Annotated in this window: 23 protein-coding genes; 21 read left to right on the top strand and 2 right to left on the bottom strand. The window is 61.3% G+C overall.

Translation table 11 applies throughout. From position 1 onward, the window contains the following. Window positions 1–32 precede the first annotated feature (32 nt). Window positions 33–812, bottom strand: a complete 780-nt coding sequence (locus N3C12_15730; GenBank protein ID MCX8073870.1) for an enoyl-ACP reductase — start codon at window positions 810–812, stop codon at window positions 33–35. A 34-nt stretch (window positions 813–846) separates the two neighbouring features. Next, complete coding sequence (locus N3C12_15725) at window positions 847–1,410, bottom strand: YqgE/AlgH family protein (protein ID MCX8073869.1); 564 nt, start codon at window positions 1,408–1,410, stop codon at window positions 847–849. Window positions 1,411–1,738: 328 nt separating this feature from the next. On the opposite strand from N3C12_15725, the gene N3C12_15720 reads away from it, so the two are divergent. The 21 genes from N3C12_15720 to N3C12_15620 form a co-directional block, all read left to right on the top strand. After that, window positions 1,739–2,305, top strand: coding sequence for a DUF4124 domain-containing protein (locus N3C12_15720; protein MCX8073868.1), 567 nt, complete (start codon window positions 1,739–1,741; stop codon window positions 2,303–2,305). A gap of 32 nt (window positions 2,306–2,337) precedes the next feature. Further along, the gene (locus N3C12_15715) at window positions 2,338–2,901 is read left to right on the top strand and encodes an isochorismatase family protein (protein ID MCX8073867.1); all 564 of its coding nucleotides are present in this window, start codon (window positions 2,338–2,340) and stop codon (window positions 2,899–2,901) included. A gap of 68 nt (window positions 2,902–2,969) precedes the next feature. Beyond that, a complete protein-coding gene (locus tag N3C12_15710; protein ID MCX8073866.1) occupies window positions 2,970–3,269 on the top strand; it encodes a hypothetical protein in 300 nt (99 codons plus the stop codon). 6 nt (window positions 3,270–3,275) lie between these two features. Beyond that, complete coding sequence (locus tag N3C12_15705; GenBank protein MCX8073865.1) at window positions 3,276–4,979, top strand: hypothetical protein; 1,704 nt, start codon at window positions 3,276–3,278, stop codon at window positions 4,977–4,979. A 32-nt stretch (window positions 4,980–5,011) separates the two neighbouring features. Beyond that, complete coding sequence (locus tag N3C12_15700; GenBank protein ID MCX8073864.1) at window positions 5,012–5,473, top strand: dTDP-4-dehydrorhamnose 3,5-epimerase family protein; 462 nt, start codon at window positions 5,012–5,014, stop codon at window positions 5,471–5,473. Window positions 5,474–5,481: 8 nt separating this feature from the next. After that, on the top strand, window positions 5,482–6,558 hold the full coding sequence (locus N3C12_15695) for an SDR family oxidoreductase (GenBank protein ID MCX8073863.1): 1,077 nt from the start codon (window positions 5,482–5,484) through the stop codon (window positions 6,556–6,558). Window positions 6,559–6,667: 109 nt separating this feature from the next. Then, window positions 6,668–7,525 (top strand): glycosyltransferase family 2 protein, encoded by an 858-nt coding sequence (locus N3C12_15690; GenBank protein ID MCX8073862.1) that lies wholly within the window; start codon window positions 6,668–6,670, stop codon window positions 7,523–7,525. A gap of 168 nt (window positions 7,526–7,693) precedes the next feature. Continuing rightward, entirely contained in the window at window positions 7,694–8,752 is a 1,059-nt protein-coding gene (locus N3C12_15685; GenBank protein MCX8073861.1) for an SDR family oxidoreductase, read from the top strand. A gap of 25 nt (window positions 8,753–8,777) precedes the next feature. Then, a complete protein-coding gene (locus tag N3C12_15680) occupies window positions 8,778–9,650 on the top strand; it encodes an NAD(P)-dependent oxidoreductase (protein MCX8073860.1) in 873 nt (290 codons plus the stop codon). Window positions 9,651–9,672: 22 nt separating this feature from the next. Continuing rightward, window positions 9,673–10,122, top strand: a complete 450-nt coding sequence (locus tag N3C12_15675) for a dTDP-4-dehydrorhamnose 3,5-epimerase family protein (protein ID MCX8073859.1) — start codon at window positions 9,673–9,675, stop codon at window positions 10,120–10,122. Between the two features lie 27 nt (window positions 10,123–10,149). Next, complete coding sequence (locus tag N3C12_15670) at window positions 10,150–10,863, top strand: polyprenol monophosphomannose synthase (protein ID MCX8073858.1); 714 nt, start codon at window positions 10,150–10,152, stop codon at window positions 10,861–10,863. Window positions 10,864–10,867: 4 nt separating this feature from the next. Beyond that, window positions 10,868–11,983: a glycosyltransferase family 4 protein gene (locus N3C12_15665; GenBank protein ID MCX8073857.1), complete on the top strand. Its 1,116-nt coding sequence runs from the start codon at window positions 10,868–10,870 to the stop codon at window positions 11,981–11,983. Next, window positions 11,983–14,820, top strand: a complete 2,838-nt coding sequence (locus tag N3C12_15660) for a glycosyltransferase family 39 protein (GenBank protein ID MCX8073856.1) — start codon at window positions 11,983–11,985, stop codon at window positions 14,818–14,820. Before N3C12_15665 ends, N3C12_15660 begins: the two co-directional genes overlap by 1 nt. After that, window positions 14,781–17,888, top strand: coding sequence for a HEAT repeat domain-containing protein (locus N3C12_15655; protein ID MCX8073855.1), 3,108 nt, complete (start codon window positions 14,781–14,783; stop codon window positions 17,886–17,888). The genes N3C12_15660 and N3C12_15655 overlap by 40 nt, the downstream gene beginning before the upstream one ends. Window positions 17,889–17,921: 33 nt before the next feature. Next, the gene (locus N3C12_15650; protein MCX8073854.1) at window positions 17,922–18,752 is read left to right on the top strand and encodes a class I SAM-dependent methyltransferase; all 831 of its coding nucleotides are present in this window, start codon (window positions 17,922–17,924) and stop codon (window positions 18,750–18,752) included. After that, entirely contained in the window at window positions 18,749–19,201 is a 453-nt protein-coding gene (locus N3C12_15645) for a hypothetical protein (protein MCX8073853.1), read from the top strand. The genes N3C12_15650 and N3C12_15645 overlap by 4 nt, the downstream gene beginning before the upstream one ends. A 5-nt stretch (window positions 19,202–19,206) precedes the next feature. Continuing rightward, complete coding sequence (locus N3C12_15640) at window positions 19,207–19,713, top strand: hypothetical protein (GenBank protein ID MCX8073852.1); 507 nt, start codon at window positions 19,207–19,209, stop codon at window positions 19,711–19,713. A 56-nt stretch (window positions 19,714–19,769) separates the two neighbouring features. After that, a complete protein-coding gene (locus N3C12_15635) occupies window positions 19,770–20,672 on the top strand; it encodes a hypothetical protein (GenBank protein MCX8073851.1) in 903 nt (300 codons plus the stop codon). A 6-nt stretch (window positions 20,673–20,678) separates the two neighbouring features. Continuing rightward, window positions 20,679–21,776 (top strand): sugar phosphate nucleotidyltransferase, encoded by a 1,098-nt coding sequence (locus N3C12_15630; GenBank protein ID MCX8073850.1) that lies wholly within the window; start codon window positions 20,679–20,681, stop codon window positions 21,774–21,776. Continuing rightward, the gene (locus N3C12_15625) at window positions 21,773–22,264 is read left to right on the top strand and encodes a nuclear transport factor 2 family protein (GenBank protein MCX8073849.1); all 492 of its coding nucleotides are present in this window, start codon (window positions 21,773–21,775) and stop codon (window positions 22,262–22,264) included. The genes N3C12_15630 and N3C12_15625 overlap by 4 nt, the downstream gene beginning before the upstream one ends. A 338-nt stretch (window positions 22,265–22,602) precedes the next feature. Continuing rightward, window positions 22,603–24,051: hypothetical protein (locus tag N3C12_15620; protein MCX8073848.1), on the top strand; the 1,449-nt coding region annotated here is incomplete at its 3' end.

Here is a 24,051-nt window from a genome sequence, read left to right as displayed (position 1 = left end):
CTGCTTTGCTCGTGGAGGGAATCCATACGGTCTCAAAAGCCGATAATGTTGTAGCCGGCGTCCACGTGCAGGACTTCGCCCGTCACCGCTGAGGCGAGGTCGCTCGCGAGAAACAGTGTGGCTTTGGCAACTTCCTCGGCGGTGACGTTCCGTCGTAGCGGAGCGCGCTCGGCGTGATGGCGGAGCATGTCGCGAAAGCCCGCGATTCCCGCAGCCGATAGCGTGCGCACCGGCCCTGCGGACACGGCGTTCACACGCACTCCACGCGGTCCGAGCTCCGCGGCGAGATACCGAACGCAGGCCTCGAGCGCCGCCTTGGCCACCCCCATCACGTTGTAGTTTGGCACGACCTTCTCCGCACCGAAGTAGGTCAGGGTGACGAGTGAGCTCCCAGGCCGGAAGAGTTCGGAGAAAGCCCGGGCAAGTTGCACGAACGAATACGCACTCACTTCCAAGGCAATGCGGAACCCTTCCCTGGAGGTCTTGGAGAATTCGTCCTTGAGATCATCGCGTAGGGCAAAGGCAATTGCGTGCACGATGATATCGATCTGCGGCCACTGATTGCTTAGAGCTTGGCGCAGTGCAGCGACCTGCCCGTCGTCTTGTACGTCGCACGGATAGACGAGATGCACCCCGAGCTCTTCCGCCAGTGGGCGAACGCGCCGCTCGAAAACCTCACCAGCGTAGGTCAACGCCAGCTCCGCGCCCTGGAGGTGAAATTCGCGAGCAATCGCCCAGGCTAGACTATGGTCGTTGGCGACCCCGAGGATGAGTGCTCGTCTCCCCAGCAGAAGACCGTCCGCCGCCGCCATCGTGGGACTCCGCTCCTCTTTGACGAAGGGCGCTTCAGTGCACGCCGGTTCCGAGCTGTAGCGCGTAAGGGTCGATCCCTAGGCTACGAATTGCAGCCTCCCACATGACCTCGGCGTCGGTGTTGAAAATGAGGTCCTTGTCGATCTCTGCTGTGAGCCACGCGGAGGCGGCCAGCTCCGATTCGAGCTGGCCCCCAGCCCACCCTGCGTACCCCACGAGGAAACGGGTTTCCCGTACCCGGTCAGGGTCGCCACACTCTATGACCTCGCGGAGCACGCGGGCCGACGCCGAGAGGTAAAGGCCCGGGGCAATGCTCACTGCCTCGTCCTTGCCAGGATCGAAGCCCAACAACAGCCAGGCACGATGTTGCTCGACCGGCCCACCAGTCCACACCCTGAGCCCAGCGCGATCGACCTTGAGGGGCGGATCAAATTGGACCACCTCTGCCACCGCCGTCTCCGTGGGTCGGTTGACGACGAGCCCCATGGAGCCGTCGCCTTCGTGACGACAGAGCAGCACCACCGTGCGCGCAAAGTTGGGGTCCGCCATCTGTGGCATCGCCAACAATAAACCTGGAGCCAAAGAGCCGTCTGCCATGATCGTTCCGGTTAACCGATTGCGCGGCACTTGAAAAGCACTCTTTGATGGATCTACCGCGTGCGCCGGGTCTTCACACCGATGGGCGGTCGCCATACGCTGCGAGCAGAGGCGCAGCTGAGGTCAAGACTCGCATTGTGAGTGGTCGCAGTTTGCGCGAGGGCGGTGTCGAGTGAGTCGATCTTGGGAGCAGTGGAGGGTGCAGAGCGTTGGGGTGCTTGCGTCTACGGCAGGCCATGACCATGGAGCCGAGGGAGGGCGGGAAGCGGTGCGACCGAAAGAGCTCTCTTGCACTCAGAAAGCGATTGCCCTTACAATGCGACCACCGATGTTGGTTGCCGCTCTGGCGCTGGTCAGTGCTCTCTGGAGTGCCGTTGCCGATGCCGAGATTTACGCGTGGAGAGATGCTTCTGGGGTTCGGCACTTCACCAATGTTCGGGAGGAGATCCCGGAGTCATACCGGGATCGGGCGGAAGTCGTTGTCGGCGCCGCGTGGGCGGCGTCCCAACAGCAGCCGCCGCCTTCGTGTGACGAGGAAACCCCAAGGCAGGCCCAAGTTGTGATCGTACCGCGGGCGAGGGGCGACCGCCGCAGAAGCACCGAAAGCGGTGTTGTGCCCTTGGTGGTTCAGGGCGGAAACGTGCATCTCGAAGGGCCCCTCGTAATGGCTCTGGCTCCGCCGACCCTGTCGGGTCTCCGCTGGCCAGTTGTCCCCTTGGTGACCACAGCCTTCGATCGCGGGCGCTCGCGTCACCTTACCTTGCGGCAACTTGCCGAAGAGGAGCGCTGGCTTTGGGAGACGTGGGGATGGTCGCCTGGACTCCCACGGATCATGCCGTTTGCGGGTGGACCACGCCCACCTTGCGTTGCGTGGCGGACGTGCCAACTGTGGTGAGCCTACGGGTGAAGAGAGGGGAGGAGAGCGGCGTGGCGCAACGGGGAGGAAGGCTACTGGAACGGCACGGCAGTGTCGTCGTACTGATTGACGTTCAAGAATCATACCGCAGTAAGATTTTCTGTGAGGAGAGATTCAGTGTCGCTCTGCGGCGGCTACTCGCGGCGGCCCGCATCGTCGGCATACCGATCGTGGCTACGGAGCAGTACCCGCGCGGCTTGGGGCCCACGTGGCCTGAGCTGAAGAATGAATTGCCGGAAGGCACACAGGTGCTCTCGAAACGATGCTTGAGCTGCTGGGGTGCCAGTGGCTTTGGCGACGCCATTCGAGCTTTGGCGCGTCCACAGGTGGTTGTGTGTGGACTCGAGGCGCACGCGTGCGTGAATCAAACTGTGCACGATTTGCTCTACCGCGGTTTTCAAGTCCATGTTCCATACGATGCCGTTTCCTCGCGCTTCGAGCTGGATTACCGGGTAGGCTTGGAAAAAATGATCTCTTCTGGCGCCATTCCGGCGACCGTCGAGATGGTCGCATTCGAATGGTTGCGCACCGCGGATGCGCCGGAGTTCAGGGCTGTGCAACAGCTCTTCAAGTAGAGCTGGGGAGCGGCAAACTCTGAGTGAGCTTGCGCGGCACGCAGAACTCGAGCATAAAAGCTCGCTCTATGAACCGTGCCGCGACCAACGATGGCTCTCCCTCCCCCGCTGTTCGCACTCTGGCAGACGATGTGGCCAAACCGTTCTGGCGTTCGCTGTGGGAGCATTGGAAGCAAATTGCTCGCGCCATTGGTGTGATGCAGACGAAGCTGCTGATGGTGCTGTTCTACTTCGTGATGGTACTACCCTTGGGCTTGATTGTCCGTCGCAGGGATGACCGGCTTCGCTTGAAACCTCCGGACGGCTCGCTCTGGATCCCGCACCCGAACCACGAGCACACACTGGATCGCGCCCGGAAACAGTATTGAAGTGGAATGCTTGCGGAAACCCCGGCTCCCAAGCACCACGACGAAATCTTCACGCAAGCTGCGCCGAATCGGGAACTCCCGTGGAGTGCGCTGCTCGGCACGGTTCTGGTTGCCGCAGTCGTTCGGCTGCCGGATCTCAGCCTACCGCTGGAAGTTCGCGAGCTCGACTACGTAACGGTGCCGTGGATTGGGAAAAGCGAGTTCGCGGACCCGCTTCGCCGCGCTCTTTCATTCCTCGCCGACGCCATTTGGTACGCATCGCTGGACGAAGGCGCGTTGCGTCTCCCGTGGCTGCTCACCGGGTTGGTCGCTGTGCTCTTGACGACGTACATCGTGTCGGCGATGGCCGGAACTCTTGCCGGGATCTCGGCCGGCCTTGCCGTTGCGCTTGCGGGAAACCCAACGATTAGCGGGACGGCGTTGAGTCCAGGTCCTTGGGTTTTGACCTTATCGCTTATGGCGGTCGCGATCGCCGTCAGGGGCGCGTTCGCGAATGTAGTGTGTGTGCTGGCGATTGTTTGCCTGCTGGCAACGGTGATGACACTGGGGCCAGCAGGGTGGCCAGCATGGCTTGCTGTCGGTGCCCTGTTGGTGCTCCGTGGCAGAGAGATAGGCACCTGGCGGTGGCGTGTGTCGGTCGGTGTGTATGCGGTTGCGACGGCGGTGTTTTGGTTGATCCAAAGCGGAGCGCAGCGTTTTTTTTGGCCTCCATGGAACGGCAGCACATTACGGGTGCTACGAGGGCTGTGGCCTGAGTGGGTGGCGCCCCTTGCTTGGGCATTGTGCGTCGTTGGGATGTGGCGGACAATCAGCCGGGGTGCAGCGTGGCCCATCTTCGTTTGGTTCGGCACTGCGGTAGCGTTGAACGGACTTGCGCAGCATCGCCTGTGGGTACTCGGCGAGGACCTCCTCGCGGTGACTTATTTCTCGGCTCTGGTGCTCCTTGCTGCGGGTGCGGCTGAGCTCGGGGAGTGGATGGCGCGCGTGTACGGTGCGCGGCGACTCGGCATTGCAGCCGCTGTTTTGCTCGTGGTCTTACCCCTGTTGCCTTTGTGGCCACGGCAGGGAATGCAGACTCGACGTAATTGGTCGGAAATTGCGCGCCTTGTGTCCGACAATGTGGGGTTGCACGATGCCCTAGCGACGTCGCTTTGCCAGCGGGCTGTTGCATTTTACGCGCCCGAACTGTTTAGCCGGATACCCGCTGAGTCCGACGTCGGCCGCGCGCTCGCGGTGTTCCCGGCGGCGGATGGCGGCTGGCTCGTGACACCCGTAGAAGCACATCTTCACCCGGATTGGCGACGAGTGCAAGATTGGATCGACAGGTTTGGTGTCATCGATTTGAGTCCAGAGCCAGGCGTACACGTGTTTTACTATCGACGCGCCGGTCGGCAGGTCGCCCTGCGCCGTGCTGCCGATTTCACGCTCCCGGTGGCGACGCTTACCCGTGGCAGATTGTTGGTCGATCTGCTCGACGTTGCCGGGCCTGTGCCTACTGTGCTCTGGAAAGTGGACCAACTCGTTCTCGATCAGGGTGCTCTTGTGGAGCGGAACGAGGCCTTGGTGGATGCCGCAGAGAAACTCATGGCGCACGGCCAATTAGACCGGGCTGATTCGTTGCTGCAGCGCCTCCTGAGTTTCGATCCTCAATGGGAGCGAGCGGCACAGGCGCACGAGCGGCTCCGTTCGCGACTGCCTCCGGGATGGTAGGTTTTTGATTGAAAAGGTAGCCATCCTGTGCGATGGGGCGCGCTGTGATTCGCGACGTGCAGAATATTCCGTTGGTCGCCCATGTCGATGACCGCGGCTACTTAATCGAGATTGTGCGGGCAACGGACCCACATCTCCCCAAGTTCGGGCAGGTCTATCTCGTTGGCAATTTTGCCAAAGGCACCGTGCGCGCCTTCCACAAGCACTTGGAGATGTGGGACCTGTTTTTCATCAGTCACGGAGCCGCGAAGTTCGTGCTCGTAGATGACCGGCCGGATAGCCCCACCTACCGGGAAACAAATGTGTTTGTGAGTTCTGCCCGCAATCCATCCCTGATCGTCGTGCCCCCGGGGGTATTCCATGGTTGGATGTCCCTTGAGGACGACACGCAAATGATCAGTACGGCCACCGAGGTGTATCGTCGCGGCAACCCTGATGAAGTCCGCGTCCCGCCGGACACGTTCGGCGACCACTGGGTGGTCAAGGGTCGATGAGTCTCTGTATGATCCTGCTGGTGGGTGGCGCCGGATACATAGGTTCGGTACTGACCGAAGAGCTTCTCGAACGAGGCTACACGGTTCGGGTTCTCGACCGACTGTACTTCGGGGACACGGGTCTTGCCCGTGTGCGCGATCGCATTGAGTTGGTCGCGGCCGATATGCGGCGTGCAGAACCCGCGCATTTCGCCGGCGTTCAGGCGGTGATCAACGTGGGCGGCCTATCCAACGATCCCACGGCTGAGTACGATCCGGTGGCGAATTATGAAATGAACACTCTGGCGGCAGTGCGTCTCGCCGAGTTAGCCCGCGCCGCTGGCGTGCGCCGGTACGTGTACGCTTCTTCGTGCTCAATTTACGACCGGGGCTTGTCGGATGACGAGTCGGACTTGGTCTGCGATGAGACCACTCCGGTACAGCCGCGTGCTGCCTACGCGCTTTCGAAGCTCGAGGCAGAGCAGCGCTTGTTGGCGATGGCTAGCCCCGATTTTTGCCCCGTGATTCTCCGCAAGGGCACGGTATACGGCTATTCGCCGCGGATGCGGTTCGACCTGGTGGTCAACACCTTCGTGCGGGACGCCATGGCCAACGGCCGGATACGCCTGATCTGTGGCGGGGAGATGTGGCGGCCACTAGTGGAAGTACGCGATGTAGCACGCGCATACGTCGCCTGCCTTGCGGCTGACGAGCAGTTGGTTCGGGGGCAGATCTTCAACGTTGCTCGGGCAAACATGCGGATCTCGGAACTGGCGTTGCGGGTCCGCGAGGCGCTCAGGCTCGAAGGCGTGGATGCGGAAATCGTGCCCGATTACTCCTACCGAACGGTGCGCAGTTACCGGGTGTCGAGCCGCAAGATTGAGACTGTGCTCGGCTTTCGGCCGAGGGTTTCGGTGGAAGAGGCAGTGCGCGACATGGTGCGGCAGCTCGGCACGCAAGGCTTTGAGGATTTGCATCACCCCCGTTTCGAAAACTTGCGTTGGCTCCGTGTGCTCGAGGAAGCGGAAGCCATCGTGGGCTCGGGGAGATCTATTTTCGCGGCGCCGCCGGCAGGTCCGCCCGCCCTCGAGCTTGTGCGACGGTAAGGGGTGGGCCCCACCTCTTGTGCGTGCGCGCTGCTTGAGCTTCTTGCCAAAGTGCGGTGCTGCATGGTAGCCGCGCTCCAGGCACCGTAAGTACAAGGAGAGTGCAGACATGAGTCGGCCATCCAGATTGACGGAGGCTAGTCGTAGCGCCCCGCTGCGGGTCGAGGATCTGAAGATTGCCATTTACATTCCGGCGTACAATGGAGCTTCGACGATCCCAAAGGTGCTCGACCGGATCCCCGAGCACATTCGCAAGATTGCCGCGGAGATCTTTATCGTCGACAACGCGAGCCCAGACAACACTTACTTGGTGGGCCTTGGTTACGCTGCCCAAAAGGGGATGGCGAATTTGCGTGTGTACCGCAACGAGTACAACCGCGGCTATGGGGGAAGTCAGAAGTTTGCTTACCAGCACTGCATCGACAACGGGTTCGACCTGGTGATCATGTTGCACGGGGATGCCCAGTACGCGCCCGAGAAAATTCCTTACCTCTTGGAGCCTTTTTTGTACGGCGAAGCGGATATGGTGTTCGGCTCGCGCATGACCGGCGACCCCCGCGCGGGCGGGATGCCGCTGCACCGTTACTTGGGGAATATCTTTTTGACGAAGGTCGAAAATTGGGTGCTGGGGTGGAACTTGTCGGAGTATCACTCCGGCTATCGTGTGTATGCGTGCGAGGCACTCAAGAAGGTGCCCTTCCACAAGTGCTCTGACGCCTACCACTTCGACACCGAGATTCTGGTGCAATTTGCCATCGCGGGTTTGCGGGTGGTGGAGCGCACGATTCCCACATACTACGGCGACGAGAAGTGTTACGTGAACATTTGGAAGTATGGGATCGATGTGCTGCTGACTATGGCAGAGTACTGGTTGCACAAGAACGGCTGGCGGCGCGTAGAAAAATTCGAGGTGGAACGTGTGTTGCCACCAGGCGTGCCGACTCCGGTGCCGGCTCTGGCAAAGTGAGTTTGCGAGGGAACGTCGGATCCTCCGCGGTTACCCGCGACCCCGGCGCGAGCGCGGTGCACATGGTTGTCTGCCAGAGCTGAAAGGAGTTCCGCGGAACGCCGCTCTATCGCGGTGCCGGGTGTCAGGAGGTCCCATGAACGAACCACCATTCGCGGGGAAGCAGTGTTGAGACGAGTCTTGGTCACAGGCAGTCGCGGCTATATCGGTTCGGTGTTGCTCCCTTTGCTGTTGGAGCGTGACTACGAAGTGGTCGAGCTCGACGCTGGGTGGTTCGATCGTTGGTGCGTGAGCGCCGCAGGTAGAGGTGGGAGGCTGGGCTGTGATCTTCGTGATGTGCGCCGCGACCTCCTCGATGGAGTGGATGCGGTGGTGCATTTGGCCGGCTTGTCCAACGATCCCCTCGGCGCCCTCGACCCTCTGCTCACGCAGGAGGTCAATTGCTACGGAACGTTGCACTTGGCTAGCATCGCCCGGGCGGCTGGTGTGAAGCGCTTTGTTTTTGCTTCTACGTGCAGCATCTACGGCGCGGCTGGTTCGGAGTGGGTCGATGAACAAAGCCCCGCGCGGCCACTGAGCGCTTATGCCGAATCGAAATGGCGTGCAGAGCACGGCCTCCTGGCGTTGGCGGATGAAGCCTTTTCGCCGGTGGTCTTGCGTTTGGCCACTGTTTACGGTTTCTCGCCGAGCATGCGCTTAGATCTGGTTGCCAATAACCTCACCGGATGGGCCGTCGCGACGGGTCGAGTGCGCTTGCAATCTGATGGAACAGCCTGGCGCCCACTTGTGCATGTGCGAGACGTAGCACGGGCGATTGGCGAGGTGTTAGAAGCCCCCCGCGAGGTCGTGGGGGCGCAGGTGTTCAATGTCGGCTCGAGTAGCAACAACTACCGTGTGCGCGATCTAGCCGAGGCCGTGACGGTGGTGACCCCGGGCTCCCGTGTGGAGCTGGTGCCCGACGCTGCGGCTGACGCCCGCAGCTATCGGGTGCGGTTCGACAAGTTTGCTCGGTGTCTTCCGGATGCGGTGCCCCGCGAACCACTGGAGCATGCCTTGGCCGAGCTTGCGCAGAAACTCCGCGAGCTCGGCGTTACGGCTGACACGATCGGTCACGGCACGTTTGCGCGCTTGAGCCAGCTCCGCGAGTTACAACGAACGGGTGCGCTGGACGCGAGATTGCGCTGGAAGAGCAGGGGCGCGGGACGTTCGGTTGCTCGTGCTGGGTGATCGGTAGAACTAGAGTCATCGGCGCATGCGGGTTCTCATAGTCGGAGCTTCCGGGTTTGTTGGCAGCGCCTTGATGGATGCCTTCGCCGGTCAGGCAATTGGCACGTATTTTCAGCACCCCAAGCCTGGCCTTCTGCCCTTGGACATTCGGGATGGGCAGGAGGTGGCGAAGATGGTGGCTGAGGTGCGTCCGGCGTGGATTTTCGTTCCGGCAGCACAACCACACGTCGACTGGTGCGAAGATCACCCGGAGGAGTCGCGCGACGTGAATGTGCAAGGACCCGCAACCGTCGCGCGGGTCGCGCATGCACACGGAGCCCGTGTGCTGTTCTTCTCTACCGACTATGTGTTCGACGGCGCTGCCGGCCCGTACTCGGAACGGGCAGAGCCCTCTCCGATCAATGTTTATGGGGAGCAGAAGCTCGCGGCCGAAGGCCTGGTGCTGGCTGCGAACCCAGAGAATCTAATTGTGCGCGTTTGCGGTGTGTACGGTTGCGAGTGGCCGCCAAAGAACTTCGTGATGACGCTGCTGAAGCGACTGCGATCCGGCGAAGAAATACGTGTGCCATCGGATCAATGGGGCACACCGACCTACGTTCGCGATATTGCGCGGGCCGTCCGGTGTTTGGTCGATGCAGCGCAGGCCGGTGTTTGGCACGTGGCCGCGCCGGATTTTCTGCCGCGCCACGAATTCGCTCGCCGCGTGTGCGCGGTGTTCGGATTGGATCCGACGAGGATCCAACCGACTCCGACGGCAGCTTTGGGGCAACGCGCGCGACGACCATTGCGAGGGGGGCTACAGGCTCGGCGCCTCGAAGAATTTGGTTTTTCTTGTCGCGATGTGGATGCGGGCCTACAGGCTCTGGCTGTCGAAGTGCAGAGGCAGGGACTGCAGTGATTGATGTTCGTTGTTCCGGCATATGATTGAAGGCGTTCGCTTAATCGAGTTGCGGGCACGGGTGGACGATCGCGGCTACTTGATCAAGGTGCTCCGGGCCGACGATCCGCACTTCACTAAGTTCGGCGAAGTGTACATTGTCGGCGACTTTGCGCGCGGCACCGTGCGTGCGTGGCACAAGCACCGGGTGCTGTGGGATTACTTCCACATCAGTCACGGTGCCGCCAAATTCGCGTTGCGAGACGACCGTCCTGATAGCCCCACGTACGGCCAGCTCGACGAATACGTTCTCAGCGCGCGCAATCCCTGCACTCTGGTGGTGCCGCCTGGTGTGTACCATGGCTGGGTCGCACTCGAGGATGACACGCAGCTCGTCAGCGTCGCCAGCGAGCTTTACGACCCGGACAACCCCGACGAGGAACGAATCCCCTGGAATTCGTTTGACTACGACTGGTCGGTACGCTTTCGTTGAACCGCAATTCGGCCCGGCACCAGCCCCATGACTGCGACGGTTGTGATTCCCACGTACAACGAGCGTGACAATATCCAGCGCATCATTCCGGCGTTGCTCAACGGGCGCGAGGGCTTGCGGGTGCTCGTGGTGGACGACAACTCTCCAGACGGAACTGCCGATGTGGTACGGGAGATGGGGCGCGCGGACACGCGGGTTTCTGTCCTCGTGCGCAGCCAGAAGGAAGGGATTGGCCCCGCATATCTGGCGGGCTTTCGCCGAGCGCTGGACGATGGAGCGGAGCTCATTGTGCAGATGGACGCGGACTTCTCCCATCCGGTCGACATGGTCCCAGAACTGTTGCGTTTGGCCGAGGACTACGACCTGGTGCTCGGTTCTCGTTACCTCCGGGGGATCACAGTGGTGAATTGGCCGATGAGCCGCCTCCTTCTGAGCTACTACGGTAACGCCTATGCCCGCTGGGTTACCGGCCTGCCGGTTGCCGATGTCACCGGCGGGTTCAAGTGTTGGCGGCGAGAATTGTTGGCTCGCATTCCCCTCGAGCGCGTGCGGTCGAATGGCTACGCGTTCCAAATTGAAATGACGTTTCGCGCCTGGCAGCTCGGAGCCCGATTGTTCGAGACGCCCATTTTGTTCGTTGACCGCACGGTGGGTGACTCAAAGATGAACAAGCGGATTGCTCTCGAAGCTCTCTGGATCGTGTGGTGGCTTAAGTGGAGGTCGTGGCTCGGGCGGCTGTAGTCTCATGGGTCGGCCGTTGCTGATTTTGAACGAGCGTGACCTCGGACACCCCTGGGCCGGAGGCGCCGAGTTGCACATCGCCCAAATGGCGAAGTGGTTCGTGCGCCGCGGGTACGAACCCACGCTCTTCTGCACTTGGTACCGGGGTGCCGCACAGGAGGAGGTTACCGATTACGGCTTGCGGATCGTCCGCTTTGGCAACCGGCTCACGTACTATTTGCAACTGCCGGCGAAAGTGCGCAAAGAGAGTCGGCGCGGCGGCACGGTGATCTTGGAACACCTCAATAAGATTCCGTTCTGCACACCCCTCTACACGGATGTGCCGGTGTTGCTGATCACGCACCATTTGTTCGGTTGGACGGCGTTCCGGCAAGTTTCACCGCCGGTGGCGGCGGCGGTCGTGGGGCTCGAACGGCTCATCCCTTGGGTGTATCGCGGGCGCCGGTTTGTGGCCGTTTCACCGAGCACGCGGGACGATTTAATTGCCCGCGGGATCGCCGCCGAATCGATTCACGTAATTCCGAACGGGCTAGATCATGTGTTGTACAACCCGAACGGACGCTGCCCAGACGTGCAGCCCACGGTGCTCGTGCTCGGGCGCGTGGAGTTTTATAAGCGCATCGATCTCGTGCTCCGGGCGGCGGCGAAGCTGCGCCAGATGTTGCCAGATCTGCATGTTGTTGTGGTAGGGGATGGCCGAGCCCAGGCCCATTTACAGAAGCTAGCCGCCGAACTCTCGCTCGAGCGGTGTACCACATTTACAGGATTTGTCCCCGACGCGGTGAAGGTGGATTACATCCGCCGTTGCCACGTCGTGGTGAACACCTCGGAGAAGGAAGGTTGGGGCCTTACCGTGCTCGAAGCCAACGCGTGTGGGGTTCCGGCGATTGCCAGCGATGTCCCGGGTTTGCGCGATGCGGTGCGCCACGGAGAAACGGGACTTCTGGTCCCGCACGGAGACCTGCAAGCGCTGGTGGATGCGATGGCGAGGATTTTGACGGATACCTCCCTTCGCGAGCGCCTTTCCCGCGGGGCGATTGCATGGGCAAAGCAGTTCTCTTGGGAGCAGGCGGCAGACCGAACCATCGAGGTGATCGAAGCTGAGGTTGCTCGTCGCTGATGGTTCAGGCGCGAGTGGCGGGGACGAAACGGGTGCGGCGGGCTGTGTGGTGGCAAGCGGCCGTTGCGGCAGCGGCCCTCGCGTATTTTGGAGTGCTGCACCTCTACGGTGTGAATCTGGGTGAGGAGGGCGCCACCGTATTCCTTTTGTACCGCACGGCTCGCGGCGAGGTGCCATATATCGACTTCATCAGCGGTTACACACCGGCGTACTTTTATTTTCACGCCTTGCTCTTCCGGTGGTTTGGTGAGCACTTGTCCGTCGTGCGCTTGCCGCTCGTGGCGGTGCACGTAGTGAACGCCCTCCTACTGTTCCGCGTGGGTTTGCATTTTGCGCCGCCAGCATGGTCGGTTGTCCCGGTAGCGGCGTACGCCGCTTTGCTACCCGTCGTCGAGGTGTCGGAGCTGTCGTTCAACGTGCCATACCCGGCTTGGTACTGCATCGCCTGGATGCTGAGCAGCTGGCTCCTGCTCGTTAAGGGGCAGGAAGATAGCCGCGGCTGGCGGTGGCTGTCCGCGGGTTTGCTTGCTGGGTTGAGTTTTTCCTTCAAACCGAATTCCGGGTTGTTCCAACTCGCATTTACGGCCACCGCCGCTGCAGGCTTGCTCGCGCGCCGGTTCGAGGTGTCGTCCTTGGTCGCGTTGTTAGCGGTGGCGACCAGTGTCGCGGCGGTGTTTCGTCACCATCTGTTGGACCAGCACGGGTTTGTCTTTTTGGGTCCGTTTCTCTTGGCGGTGGTTGCCTGGATCGCGGTTGCCCTGAGTGCGCAGCCGCCAACGACCCTTGGTACCCAGGTTGGCTTGCGGGCGCTACTGCTGGCGGGAGCTGGGTTCCTCAGTGTAACGCTGCCGTGGCTGGCGGTGTACTGGTGGAAGCTCGGCTTTAGCGGAGTATGGCGTGACGTGCTCTTTGTCGGATCCGGTTACGAGGAGCACTTTTTCATCCCTTACGAGTGGAGTTGGCTACTCTTTTTGGTAGCAGTGGCGCTGAGCGTCTCGGCCTGGTGGTTACCGCTGTGGCTCCGTGGGCAAAAGCGGCAAGAGTGGTCCGTGGCGATCCTGGTGGTCGTGATCGCCATGATGGTGGCGTACGCTGCGCTGGCCCCAAAACCGGAAGGAGCGGAGCAAGCAGTGATTTCAGCCGTGCGGAGAGGCTTGTACATCGCCGTTCCGACTGCGCACTTTGTGGCGGCAGTAGGGACACTGTTGTTGGGGGTCACCCGCCGTTGGCAAGCTTTGGCGCCCAGGCTCGCCCTCCTCAATATCGGCGCGCAAGCGTTGTTCTGGACTGCGTACCCGCGCAGCGATTTCTTTCACTTGGCCTATGCCGCACCGCTGAGTCTCGTGCTGCTCGTTGTTATCGGGCAAGCGTACTCGCGCCGTTGGGCGAGGGCGCTGCCGGACCGGCTGCGCGAGCTATTTCCGGCACTGGTGCCGGCAGCGGCGTTGGCTGTCCTGCTGGTGTGTAGTGCGCCGCAACTGCGGGTGTGGAGCCATGTGGTGGGCTTTCTCGTTGGCCTGACCTCTAGATTGGAATGGTGGGATACAGATCGCGCCCTTGTGCTTGTGCGCGCCGATCATGCCGGCCAGCGGCAGCGCGATTTTGCGCACACCGCCCGTTGGTTGCTTCGCCAAGGGGCTAGGGGCGAAGAGTTGTTTACGTTTCCCGATCTCGATCTCTTGGGCTTTCTCGTGGCGACGTGGCACCCAGCGCGAATCGGCTACTTCAAAAGCGGTTGGCCCGGACACTCTGTGGAGGCTGAAGTCGTGGATGACCTGCAACGACGGCCTCCTCGTTGGATCGTGACGGAATACCCACCGTCGTTGTTCTTTGCCGATGCGGCCGGATTCTTCTTTTTGCTCAAGCACTGGGTCGAGCAGCGGTATGCGGTTCAGGAGCGCTTCGGTTCGTTCCGCGTTTGGAGGCCGCAGACGGGTGCGTCCGTGCCGGCGGACGGCGGCGGGGATTCAGCACCGCACTGGAAAAGGTGGGAGCGAAAGACAGCCAGCGAAGAATGCAACCGACAGGCTTTGCTCGCTCTGCGCGGCAGCCCTGACCCCGTTGCGTTGGAGCAATGGTCGCGGGCGTGGGCGGAGTTCGGTTACCGGACGTGGTCCACTGGGTGTGCCCGTTTGGTGCTGCGCATCGCTGGAGAACAGGCGAATGCGAGGGTAGGGGCAGTTCTGGCGAGGGTACGCCCGACGCCCGAGTCGCCGCTTTACACCGACTGGGCAAACGCGCTGTGGAACGTGGCCGTGCGCAACCTCTTGTTGACCTGGCAGTTCGGGGGTGCCGACGAGGATGCCGCGCCGCCGGCGATCGTGCCGGAAGAATGGGCGGACATGCGCTCGTGGTTTCTGCAGGAGCGCGATCCGCGGTTGAGGATTTATCTCGCGTGGCGATTGGCTGCACGCGCCCCGATCGAGCTTCTTTGGGAGGCGTTGGCGGTGAGTGGTGCGGAGCCTACTGACTTAGCGTCGGTGCTGGAACGGGGGCTCCTGGCAGCGAGGCTTTCTTCGGCCGCCGATCAATGGGCAAAGCTTGCAAGCCGCTTTGTGAATCTGCCCGCCATCCTGCCGCCGTTGTTCCTCGATTGGGCACGGTTGCCCGGCAGCGATGCCCTGCGCGTGATCCGAGCAGCCAGCGAGGCAGCAGATCCGGCGACTCGCGCGTTGAGCGCGTATCTCACCGTCCCGCTTGGGCAATGTGCGTTTTGCCCGCTCTTGCGCCAACTACTGGCGACGGATCCTGACGCGAGCGTCCACAGTGCTGCGCGATGGGCCCGCCGGCATCTAGGATGCGAAAGCCGCTGTACTTCGAGCAGCGATTCGCGCTAGACAGGCGGGCCATGCGGGGACGCCAGTGGTCGTGGGTGGATGGGTTGTTCTTCGCTCTCACGGCGGCGTATTTCTATTCACTCGTTCCGTACGGCCTGAATCTCGATGACGAAGGGACGCTGCTGTACCAAATTTACCGGACGTCTCTGGGCCATCGGCTCTACACCGACTTTCACGCGGGTTACACGCCAGGAGTGTACTGGTGGAACGGGTTGTTGTTCCGCTTGCTTGCCGTAAACGTCCTCGTGATTCGGTTTGCTCTTGCGGTGGTGAACTCGCTGGCCGTGTATCTCATTTACCTTTTAGCGCAGAAGATCGGGGCCAAGCGGTGGCCGGCGGCGCTGGCGGCCTGGGCCTATGTAGCTCTGATCCCCTACTACGATGGCCAATTTTTCTCGGCGAACATCCCGTATCCCATTTGGTACGTCACGCTCCTTTGGCTTCTCGGAGTTGCGATGGTTTTGCGATGGTGGGAGCGCGGCAGCGCATGGTGGCTGTTCGCTGCAGGCGCGGCTGCTGGCTTGGTGTTCGGCTTCAAACCTAACAGCGGCATTCTCGCCGCCGCCGGATCGCTCTCAGCTGTAGCGGTGCTCCTTCGGGTCGGCTCGGATGGCGACCCAGCGCGCGGTGGCTGGTTCGAATGGAGCACGCGGGCCTTGCTTGTCGTGTTGCCATTCCTGGCTGTAACAGGCTTGGCCGTCGTCGTTACAGGAGCCGGTGGGAACCGAGAGCTCGCCGCCTTGGTTCTACCGGTATTGGCCTTTGCAGCCGTGACCACAGGGTTGCCGGCGCCACTGCGTCGCACGGTTTCGTGGCGCAGTGCTTGGTGGAACGGCTTGTCTTTTGGTGCTGGCATGGCGCTGATGGTGCTCCCTTGGGCCTGGCACTACTGGCGCCAACTGGGCACGGCGCAGTTTCTCCGCACGACTCTGTTCGTCGGTACCGGGTTCGACAAGTTTTATTTTCTGCCGTACCCGCCGTTCAGTTCCTTCAGTTGGGGAGTCTTCGCCTTTTTATTCTTTGTTCTTGTGGCCTACTGGGCCATGCGCCAACGGTTCTTGCACGGCAGGGTCTTGAGCACTGTTGGGGTTGCGGTTGTGGTACTCGTCGGGGCTGCGCTGTTGCGGCACCCGCCTGCCATGGTCGAAGGGCTGACTGCATCCGTCACCATGCGGGTGCGCGATGTGTCGTTTGCCCTGGCTTTGGCGTCCATTTGGTTGGCGGTTGGTGCCGCGGTGATTGCCGCGTGGCGATTGCGGGTAAGGTTGCGGAGTGGGAAGGACGCGAGCGATCTACCCGAGCGCACTTCGAGGCAGTTGCCGCTCTTTGTGATCGTGCTCTTTGCAGCGTTGTTCATGCATGCGCAACTCTACCCGCGAACCGATTTTATGCATCTCGTTCCGGCGGTGCCGGCGCTGTTGGTGGTGGGTGCCGCACTGACGAGCGAGTTTGCTGGCCGTTTTGGTGCGGTGTTGTGCCGCAGCCTTGCTCGGGGTCGACGATTCCGAACGCTTGCTCTTCTTCCGGTGGCGGTGGGCATCATCGCACTTACCGCGCCTGCCTGGCAGCGCATATGGTACCTATGGCAGTTTGGGTGGCGCAGTGGCGATGCAGTGGTGCGGCTCCAAAGTGGCCGCGCCCCGTTGGTCATCGAGCCTGCAGCAGGGCGGCTCTTCTTCTCCATCAACGAAACCACCCGCTTTCTCATTGCCCACACCGCGCCCGGCGAATTCGTTTTCACCTTCCCCGTGCTCGATGTCCTGTCGTTTTTGGCCGACCGCCATAACCCGACACGGCATGGATACTTTTTCCCTGGCTGGCCTGGGCACGAGGTCGAAGCGGAAGTGATCGATGCTCTGCGGCAACGGCCGCCGCGCTTCGTGGTCACGCTTCACGACCATCCGCTCTTTTTCGCCACGGCACCCGTGTACTACTTCAACCTCCGCGATTACGTGACCCGCAATTATCGCTTGGTCGCGCAGGTTGGCGTGTTCAACATTTTGGCCCCGGGAACGCCAAAAGAATTGGACGTACAAGAACAGGGATTGCCGGGAGACCCGGAGCTCTGGCAGCGAGAACTACGTTACCGGCGAGGAGCTACGGCGGCTCAACTGCGCTTGGCGCTGGCAGCCGCAGAGCGAGAGGATCCCGAAGCAATTGCCGCGGTGTTAGCGGATGCCCGGCCGGCTGTTCAGTACGAAGCAGTGCGACTCATTCGCAAGTCCCGCAGTTCCTTGGGCGCCGCTGCATTGGCGCACTTACTGGAAGGGCAGCGCCTCGAGGGCAAAGAAGCAGAGCTCGCCATCCGAACGATTGCAGAGATTGGCGATGCGCGAAGCGTGGCTCCGCTGTTGCGGCTCTACGACACCGACCCAGCCTCTCGTCCCGCCGTTGCCGGGTTGTTGTTTCACATCTCGAGCAAGCTTGCGTTTGCCTCGTATTGGTTTTCGCAGGACTGGCGCGCCGCCGACCGGGCGCTTGCGAGTATCGAGTGGGAGAGGCTTGCAGACTGGGCGGACAACCCCTTTGAGCCTTTAGCCGTAAGGGTGTTTGCTGTGCGCGTTGCTCCTCACCTGCAAGCGAAGACACTCGCTCCAATTTTCATCAGATTGCTGGGCGATCGAAACGAGTGGGTAGACCTCTCGAGTCAAGCAGCTGATGCCGTGGCCGCGCTTGACCTAGCACGCCCGGTGTTTCCGGCAATCGTTCGCTTGCTGCGCTTCGATCGCTTATGGGTTCCGGCGGTTGTGGTAAAAGAGTGGGACCGGGACGATTCCGAAGGGAGGGCAGCACTGGAATTCGAGATGACGAGTCCCCAGTCGGAAGTCCGAGCAGTTGCATTTTGGGTCGCGGCAGGCGTGCGAGATGCGGCATTGCAGCCACTGTTGGAACGGGGGCTCGATGACCCTGAGGTGGAAGTCCGGATGGCCGCAGCCTGGGGTCTGGGCGAGTTAGGCGAGCGCTCCGCGGTTGCAGCCTTAGAGCTCCACGTGGCAGATCCTGACGACCGTGTGCGCGCATTCGTGCGTAGCGCCTTGGCAAAACTGGGTGCTTTGGTTCCGGGTTGAGGTAATCAGCAAACAGCAGATTGGGAGTTTCGAATGAGCGAGTCAGCAAGTCAGGGTGGCTTATTCACTGGGGAGCGCCTTCACGCTGGCGATCCTCTCTTCCAAGCTGATTTAGCCCGGCACGTGTTTGCTTACAGCTACGCGCAAGTGCTGGCACGCGGTAAACGCGTGTTGGACGCGGGTTGTGGAGACGGTTACGGAACCGCACTGCTCGCGGAGGTCGCTGAGCAGGCGGTAGGTGTGGATCGCGAGGCGAGGGCAATTGCTGCCGCGCGGCAACGTTACCAGCGCCCCAATTTGCGTTACGAGGCTTGCTCGCTGGAAGAAGTGGACAAGCTCGGGCAGACCTTTGACATCATTTGCCATTTCCAGGTCATCGAGCACTTGGAGGATCCGAAACCCTTCCTTTTTGCTGCGCACAAGGTACTCGCTAAGGGCGGGGGGCTCGTGATCACGACGCCAAATCGCTTGCTTAGCCGCATCGAAAACCCCTATCACGTGCATGAGTACATAGCTGACGAATTGCAAACCGTGCTGAGCTCCGTGTTCCCACGGGTGGAGATGTTCGGGATTTGGGGCAATGATAAGGTAATGGCGTTCGAGGAGGCTCGCGTACGGCAAGCGCGGCGGATCTTGCGCCTAGACCCGTTGGGGTTGCGCAAGCACATTCCCCGAAGCCTCGTCGAGTGGGCCTATCCACGACTGGCGCGCTTGGTGCGCCGCCGCATCGCTCAAAAGGGAAACCCACCAATCGAAACGAGCGATTTCAGCATTCGGCGAGAGACTAGCGGTGCGTTGGATTTGCTGGCCATTTGCTACTGCGGCAACGAACGTCCCACGTTCGGAGGCACGGCACACGCATGAGGGTGAGCGGTGTTGCTGTGTTGGTGGTGGGTGTGGCTTGCGCGTCGGGTGCGCTTGCTGGAGACTCGGCAGCCCGTCGGTTGGCTGACGAATGGATTGCAGCCTGCCAGAATCGGGACGTTGCCACTTGGCAAAAACTTTTCGCACCAGAGGCTAGCTACGAGGATTCGGTGACACCGACTCCGGTTAAGGCCGTCACGCACTTCGGACCGTTTGCGCGATTGTGGCCAGAGGCCTCGCACTGGCAGTGCGTTCAGCAGCGCTTTATTCCCCTGGAACAAGGTGGCGCGATCCACTGGGTTGCAAAAGGGCGGGTGCGAGATGTTGATCTAGAATTCGTGGGTTTGGCGGTGTTCGGTGTTGTCCATCAGCGCATCGTGTGGATGCGTAACTACTTCGATGCGCGGTCGTTCTTGAAGCTCCTCCGCTCCACCGCGGCGGCGCAATGAAAAGCATGATTCGAGCTCAAGAGAAAAAGGGTTGGTTCTGGAGCATTGCCCCGCTGTTTTTTTGCCTAATCTGGGCTGGCGGTGCTTTTGCTCGCTCAGCAACTCAGGTGCTGGTCGTTGCACCGCAGGAGTTCGTGCCGGCGAGCGTAGGGGTGCGGTATACATTGACGAGCGCGGGGCTGGGTCCTCTCTGTATGACTCAGGGAGCCGGGTATTTCCTGGCGCGGGTCGCTGTTCCAGTGGCGGCGCGGATTGAGGGAATCGAAGCCGTGTTCGACGATGTTTCTGATGATGCGTTTGGCGTTGTTGCCTTGTTTCGCACGGCGGAAACTGCGCGTGAGCTACTGGCCCTCACGCCCATGTCGCTTGCGCGTCCGCTGCGTGAGGTCTCAGCCGTGCAGCTGCCGCAGCCCGAGGTGGTGCGGGAGGGATTCCAGTACTGGCTGCACCTTACATTAACAGGTCCGGGCGTGTGCCTCCGCGCCGTCCGTGTGCTCTACGAAGCAGGCTAGAGGGGGAACGTTACTGCACAGCAGTAGACGGTAACGCTCTGTTTGGGGCGGACGGAATGAAGGTCGGTGCAATCGTTTTCGATGTGGACAATACGCTGACACCACCACGCGCTCCGATTCGTGAGGAGATGGCCGAGGTGTTGTGCCGGCTCGATCCCGTGTTTCATCTAGCTGCGGGGAGCGACCTGAAGTTAGTGATGGAGCAGCTTGTGGAGCCGCTAGCGGAGTATGGCTTCGAGGGCCGCTTCGATGCGTTCGTCTGCAACGGTGCCGACCGGTACCGTTGCCTCGTGCGGGGTGGAGAGGTGGAGGTTCAGCCGGTCAGTCGTTTCGCATTGCGCGATCATCTGGGCGAAACTGCCTTCGATGCGCTGCTTCGATCCGTGAGCATTCTATTGAACGAGCGCGAGTTCTGTCTGGAAGCGTCCGGAGTTCCCGTGCGCGGCGAGCAGATCATTAATCGTGGCAGCATGATCAACGTGGTGCCGATGGGGCGCCCAGCGCAGATGGATGCAGAGGCCTATGCCCAGCGAGCCGCATTTGTGGAGTTCGACCGGCGTACGGGTTACCGGCTGCGGCTGCTGGAACGGCTGCGGACGCTGATTGCGCCATGGCAAGCGAGTCACGGGTTGCGCGTGACGTTGGGTGGACAGACCTCCTTCGACATCGTCGTGGAGGGCCATGATAAGCGCTTCCCTCTCCGTGCATTGTTGAGCGAGGGAGTTCAGCGCATCCTGTATTTCGGTGATGCTTTGCATCCGGAGGGGAACGACCGCGCAGTTCTGGAGTTTATCGATGAGTGGGCAGGGGTGGGGAACTGCCCGGTGGAAGCCGTGGCTGTGGAGAATTGGGAAGATACGAGATGCAAACTGTTGAATCGCCGGTTGGTCCGCGAGGAGCCGCTGGTGGCGAAGGGCCGAGTCGCGAGATCTTTCGATGGCTCCGCACATCGCAGGTGAGGCGTTGTGGCAAGAGCTCCACTTTATGGCGTGATTATGGCCGGCGGCCAGGGCACACGGTTCTGGCCCCTGAGTCGTGCGCGCGAGCCCAAACAGTTCCTGCGTTTGGACGGCAAAGCGAGCTTGCTCCAGCGTACGGCAGAGCGGCTCGCACCGTTGGTCGGATGGGAACGGCTGTTGGTTGTTACGCACCGCTCTTATGCTCGGCGCGTGCGTGAAGAGCTACCGCAACTGGCGGAGGGGAATTTGCTCCTCGAGCCGGAAGGGAAAAACACGCTTCCTTGCCTGTTGCTTGCGGCAGTTGCTATTCGACGGCGTGATGCGGATGCGGTGATGATTGCCGTTCCTGCGGACCACGTCGTGAAGCCAGCTGCGCGCTGGCGGCAGACGTTGCGGAGGGCGGCACTCTTGGCCGGCCAGCAGGCACTCGTGACCGTGGGAATTCGACCCAGCCGGGTGGAAACCGGTTATGGCTACATCGAATGTGGCGCGCAGCTCGCAGTCCCAGGAAGAGAGGGCACGGCGTATTCTGTCCGACAATTCCGCGAAAAGCCCGACAGCCGGACGGCGCGGCGCTTTCTGCGCAACGGGCGTTTTCTGTGGAATAGTGGGGTGTTCGTATGGCACTTGAACACGTTTTTGCAGGCCGCTTCCACGACGGCCCCGGAAGTGGTTGCCTGCTTCGTGGACATGCTCACTAGCGGTCAGCCGATTTCCCCGCGTCGAATTGCCTCGGCTTACGCTAAGCTCCCTTCGTTATCGGTCGATCACGGCGTTCTGGAGCCTGTGTCGAAAAGAGGGAGTCCTCCGATCGTCGTGGTCGAAGGCAGCTTTAGTTGGAGCGACGTCGGCAGTTGGACCGAACTGGGCGTATTTTTTTCAACCGATGAGCATGGGAACGTAAGCCACGGGCGCGTGCTGAATTGGAACGCCTCGGACAACATCGTTTGGAGCCCCTCTCGGCTGGTAGCTCTCGCTGCTGTACACGGGCTGATCGTCGTAGACACGCCCGATGCACTGCTCGTTTGTCCGAAAGACGACGCGCAAGCAGTCCGCCAAGTGGTGGCGGAGCTGAAACTTCGCGGATACGGGAAGTGGGCGTGAGCCGTCGGCGAGTTTTTGCTTGTCCGCTCGCAGCCGTTGGTCTTTTTACGCTCTTGCAGGTCGCTGGCTGTAATGGGTGGCCGCAACCGGTGCCGAGCGATCTCGACGCGCGCCGCTGGGCTGTAGCCTGGATCGGAGCATTGAATAGCCGCACTGTGGAGCAGTTGGACGGCTTGCTGCCGCCGGACGCGCGTTATTGGAGCAGCGCGTTCGGCACGTGGATCGGCGCCGAGAAGCTTCCGAGACACGTACAAGGATATTGGCGCCTATTCCCCAACGGGCAGGTCCAGCAGCGCGCGGTGCACCGTGGCCCAGGGAGCATTGTGATCGAGTGGTGGGCTTGGCCGGATCGGCTCGACGACAAGAAACGCTGGCGCGGCGTAAGCATTTTCTTCCTCCGGCAAGGTCGAGTGCGAGACGTAGTGACGTTCTTTGACCCGACGGTGCTTCTCCCTTACGTGTACCGCGACGAGCCGGAAAAGCGCTGAGCGCACAGGTGAAAAATCTAGTATTGACAAACGGGCGGCAGGGTGTGGTAAGGGAAGCGCATTCAAGTTGAATGCACGGCGGCAGGCCGACTGAGGGTCCTTCGAGGTAGAGAGGGGAACTTATGCGTTACGGCAGGGTGCACCTGCGAATGACAGGTGTCGTTGCGATGGTTTTGTTTCTTGCGTCGGTCCCGGGATCGGCGCAAATCTCAAGCTTCAATGTAAGCTCTGCCGGGAGCGCCGGGAGCCCGGGAAATAATTCGGACGGCTTTACGGGCTGGTCCGTGGCAAAGCAAGTGGAAACGGGGACGCAAATTCGAAGCAGGTACGCGTTCAACGTGAACGCAGATGTTGGCATTTTCAGTACGCGCGATCAGTACGGCACGGCCCAGCACAACATGTCTTTTAACGTGACCACCCCGGGAGGTTACCGCCTCGACGTTGTGCAGAACCTGGTTGGTGCCCGCGATGTGAATGGTGATGCTCCCGGGTGCGATGGGAGCACTAGTATGAGTGGTGTTTCGGGGAGTCAAAGTGGGGGCACCACGGTTACCGGCAGTTTAAACATTGGCGCCCCACCATCAGGTTCGTTTAATTTAGGCGCAAATGCGTCGATTTACGGTGTGAGCAACGGAGTGTCGAAGTCCCATTCCTTGACTTTCACCTGGACGGCGAATGTGCGCAGCAATTCCTGTGAAGCGGCGGTTCGTCTTGGCGAGCAGAACGGTTCCACGACTGGCTGTGACGTGTGCGGTTATCCCGGAACCCCGTCGCGCACGCAGGCGAACGACGGTCACTTCGTTACGGTGACGTTCAATGCCCTCTGCGGGAACGGGGTGATCGACTCGGTGGTCGGTGAGCAGTGCGATCCAGCGATTGCAGGTAGCGTTTGTTGCACCGCAAATTGCACCTTCGCATCGACGTCGACTGCTTGTCGGAGCGCTGCCGGTGAGTGCGATGCGGTAGAGTTCTGTACCGGAACGTCAGCGACCTGCCCAGCCGACGCTAAGAAGCCCGCGGGTACAGCGTGCTCTGACGATGGTAAGCCGTGCCGCCTGGATATTTGCGACGGCAGCAGTAACAACTGCACGCATCCAATTGCTCCGAACACGACGGTGTGTCGGCCTTCGGTGGGTGTGTGCGACGTCACCGATTATTGCGATGGGTTCAACGAGACCTGCCCTCCAGATCAGGTCGCCCCGCCCACGACCGTGTGTCGTGCCTCGGTAGGGGAGTGCGACTTGACCGACTACTGCACTGGCACTAGTGCGGTTTGCCCCACCGATGCCAAGAGTACGGCGATTTGTCGCGCTTCGGCTGGAGATTGCGACGTCGCGGAATTTTGTGACGGCGTAAGCAATACCTGCCCGCCCAACGGGTTTAAGAGTTCATCGACTGTCTGTCGGGCTGCGGCTGGTGTGTGCGACCAGGCGGAAAATTGCACCGGCACGAGTGCAACCTGTCCGGCGGATGCGAAGAAGCCTTCGTCGACTGTATGTCGACCTGCGGCCGATGTTTGCGACGTAGCGGAGAATTGCCCAGGCAATGCGAACGACTGTCCAGCGGACGTGTTGCGGCCGAGCACGTACACGTGCCGGGCGGCCAGTGGGGTGTGCGATGTGGCCGAGAACTGCACGGGCACGAGCGTGAGTTGCCCGGCGGACGATGTGGCCAGCGCGGGTACGGTGTGCCGAGCGGCCACGGGTGGCTGTGACGTTGTGGAGGTGTGCGACGGAGTTGGCAAGAGCTGTCCGGCGGATGGGATTCGCCCGCAGGGGTATGTGTGT

The organism is Candidatus Binatia bacterium, assembly GCA_026415395.1.
GTDB lineage: Bacteria > Desulfobacterota > Binatia > HRBIN30 > HRBIN30 > HRBIN30.
Note: the sequence above shows the minus strand (reverse complement) of the source record. Positions and strands in the feature narration are given on the sequence as shown.

Coding starts and splice junctions, on each gene's coding strand:
- N3C12_15730 (MCX8073870.1), bottom strand. CDS start 812: ATGGCGGCGGCGGACGGTCTTCTGCTGGGGAGACGAGCACTCATCCTC.
- N3C12_15725 (MCX8073869.1), bottom strand. CDS start 1,410: ATGGCAGACGGCTCTTTGGCTCCAGGTTTATTGTTGGCGATGCCACAG.
- N3C12_15720 (MCX8073868.1), top strand. CDS start 1,739: ATGTTGGTTGCCGCTCTGGCGCTGGTCAGTGCTCTCTGGAGTGCCGTT.
- N3C12_15710 (MCX8073866.1), top strand. CDS start 2,970: ATGAACCGTGCCGCGACCAACGATGGCTCTCCCTCCCCCGCTGTTCGC.
- N3C12_15705 (MCX8073865.1), top strand. CDS start 3,276: ATGCTTGCGGAAACCCCGGCTCCCAAGCACCACGACGAAATCTTCACG.
- N3C12_15700 (MCX8073864.1), top strand. CDS start 5,012: ATGGGGCGCGCTGTGATTCGCGACGTGCAGAATATTCCGTTGGTCGCC.
- N3C12_15695 (MCX8073863.1), top strand. CDS start 5,482: ATGATCCTGCTGGTGGGTGGCGCCGGATACATAGGTTCGGTACTGACC.
- N3C12_15690 (MCX8073862.1), top strand. CDS start 6,668: ATGAGTCGGCCATCCAGATTGACGGAGGCTAGTCGTAGCGCCCCGCTG.
- N3C12_15680 (MCX8073860.1), top strand. CDS start 8,778: ATGCGGGTTCTCATAGTCGGAGCTTCCGGGTTTGTTGGCAGCGCCTTG.
- N3C12_15675 (MCX8073859.1), top strand. CDS start 9,673: ATGATTGAAGGCGTTCGCTTAATCGAGTTGCGGGCACGGGTGGACGAT.
- N3C12_15670 (MCX8073858.1), top strand. CDS start 10,150: ATGACTGCGACGGTTGTGATTCCCACGTACAACGAGCGTGACAATATC.
- N3C12_15665 (MCX8073857.1), top strand. CDS start 10,868: ATGGGTCGGCCGTTGCTGATTTTGAACGAGCGTGACCTCGGACACCCC.
- N3C12_15660 (MCX8073856.1), top strand. CDS start 11,983: ATGGTTCAGGCGCGAGTGGCGGGGACGAAACGGGTGCGGCGGGCTGTG.
- N3C12_15655 (MCX8073855.1), top strand. CDS start 14,781: ATGCGAAAGCCGCTGTACTTCGAGCAGCGATTCGCGCTAGACAGGCGG.
- N3C12_15650 (MCX8073854.1), top strand. CDS start 17,922: ATGAGCGAGTCAGCAAGTCAGGGTGGCTTATTCACTGGGGAGCGCCTT.
- N3C12_15645 (MCX8073853.1), top strand. CDS start 18,749: ATGAGGGTGAGCGGTGTTGCTGTGTTGGTGGTGGGTGTGGCTTGCGCG.
- N3C12_15640 (MCX8073852.1), top strand. CDS start 19,207: ATGATTCGAGCTCAAGAGAAAAAGGGTTGGTTCTGGAGCATTGCCCCG.
- N3C12_15635 (MCX8073851.1), top strand. CDS start 19,770: ATGAAGGTCGGTGCAATCGTTTTCGATGTGGACAATACGCTGACACCA.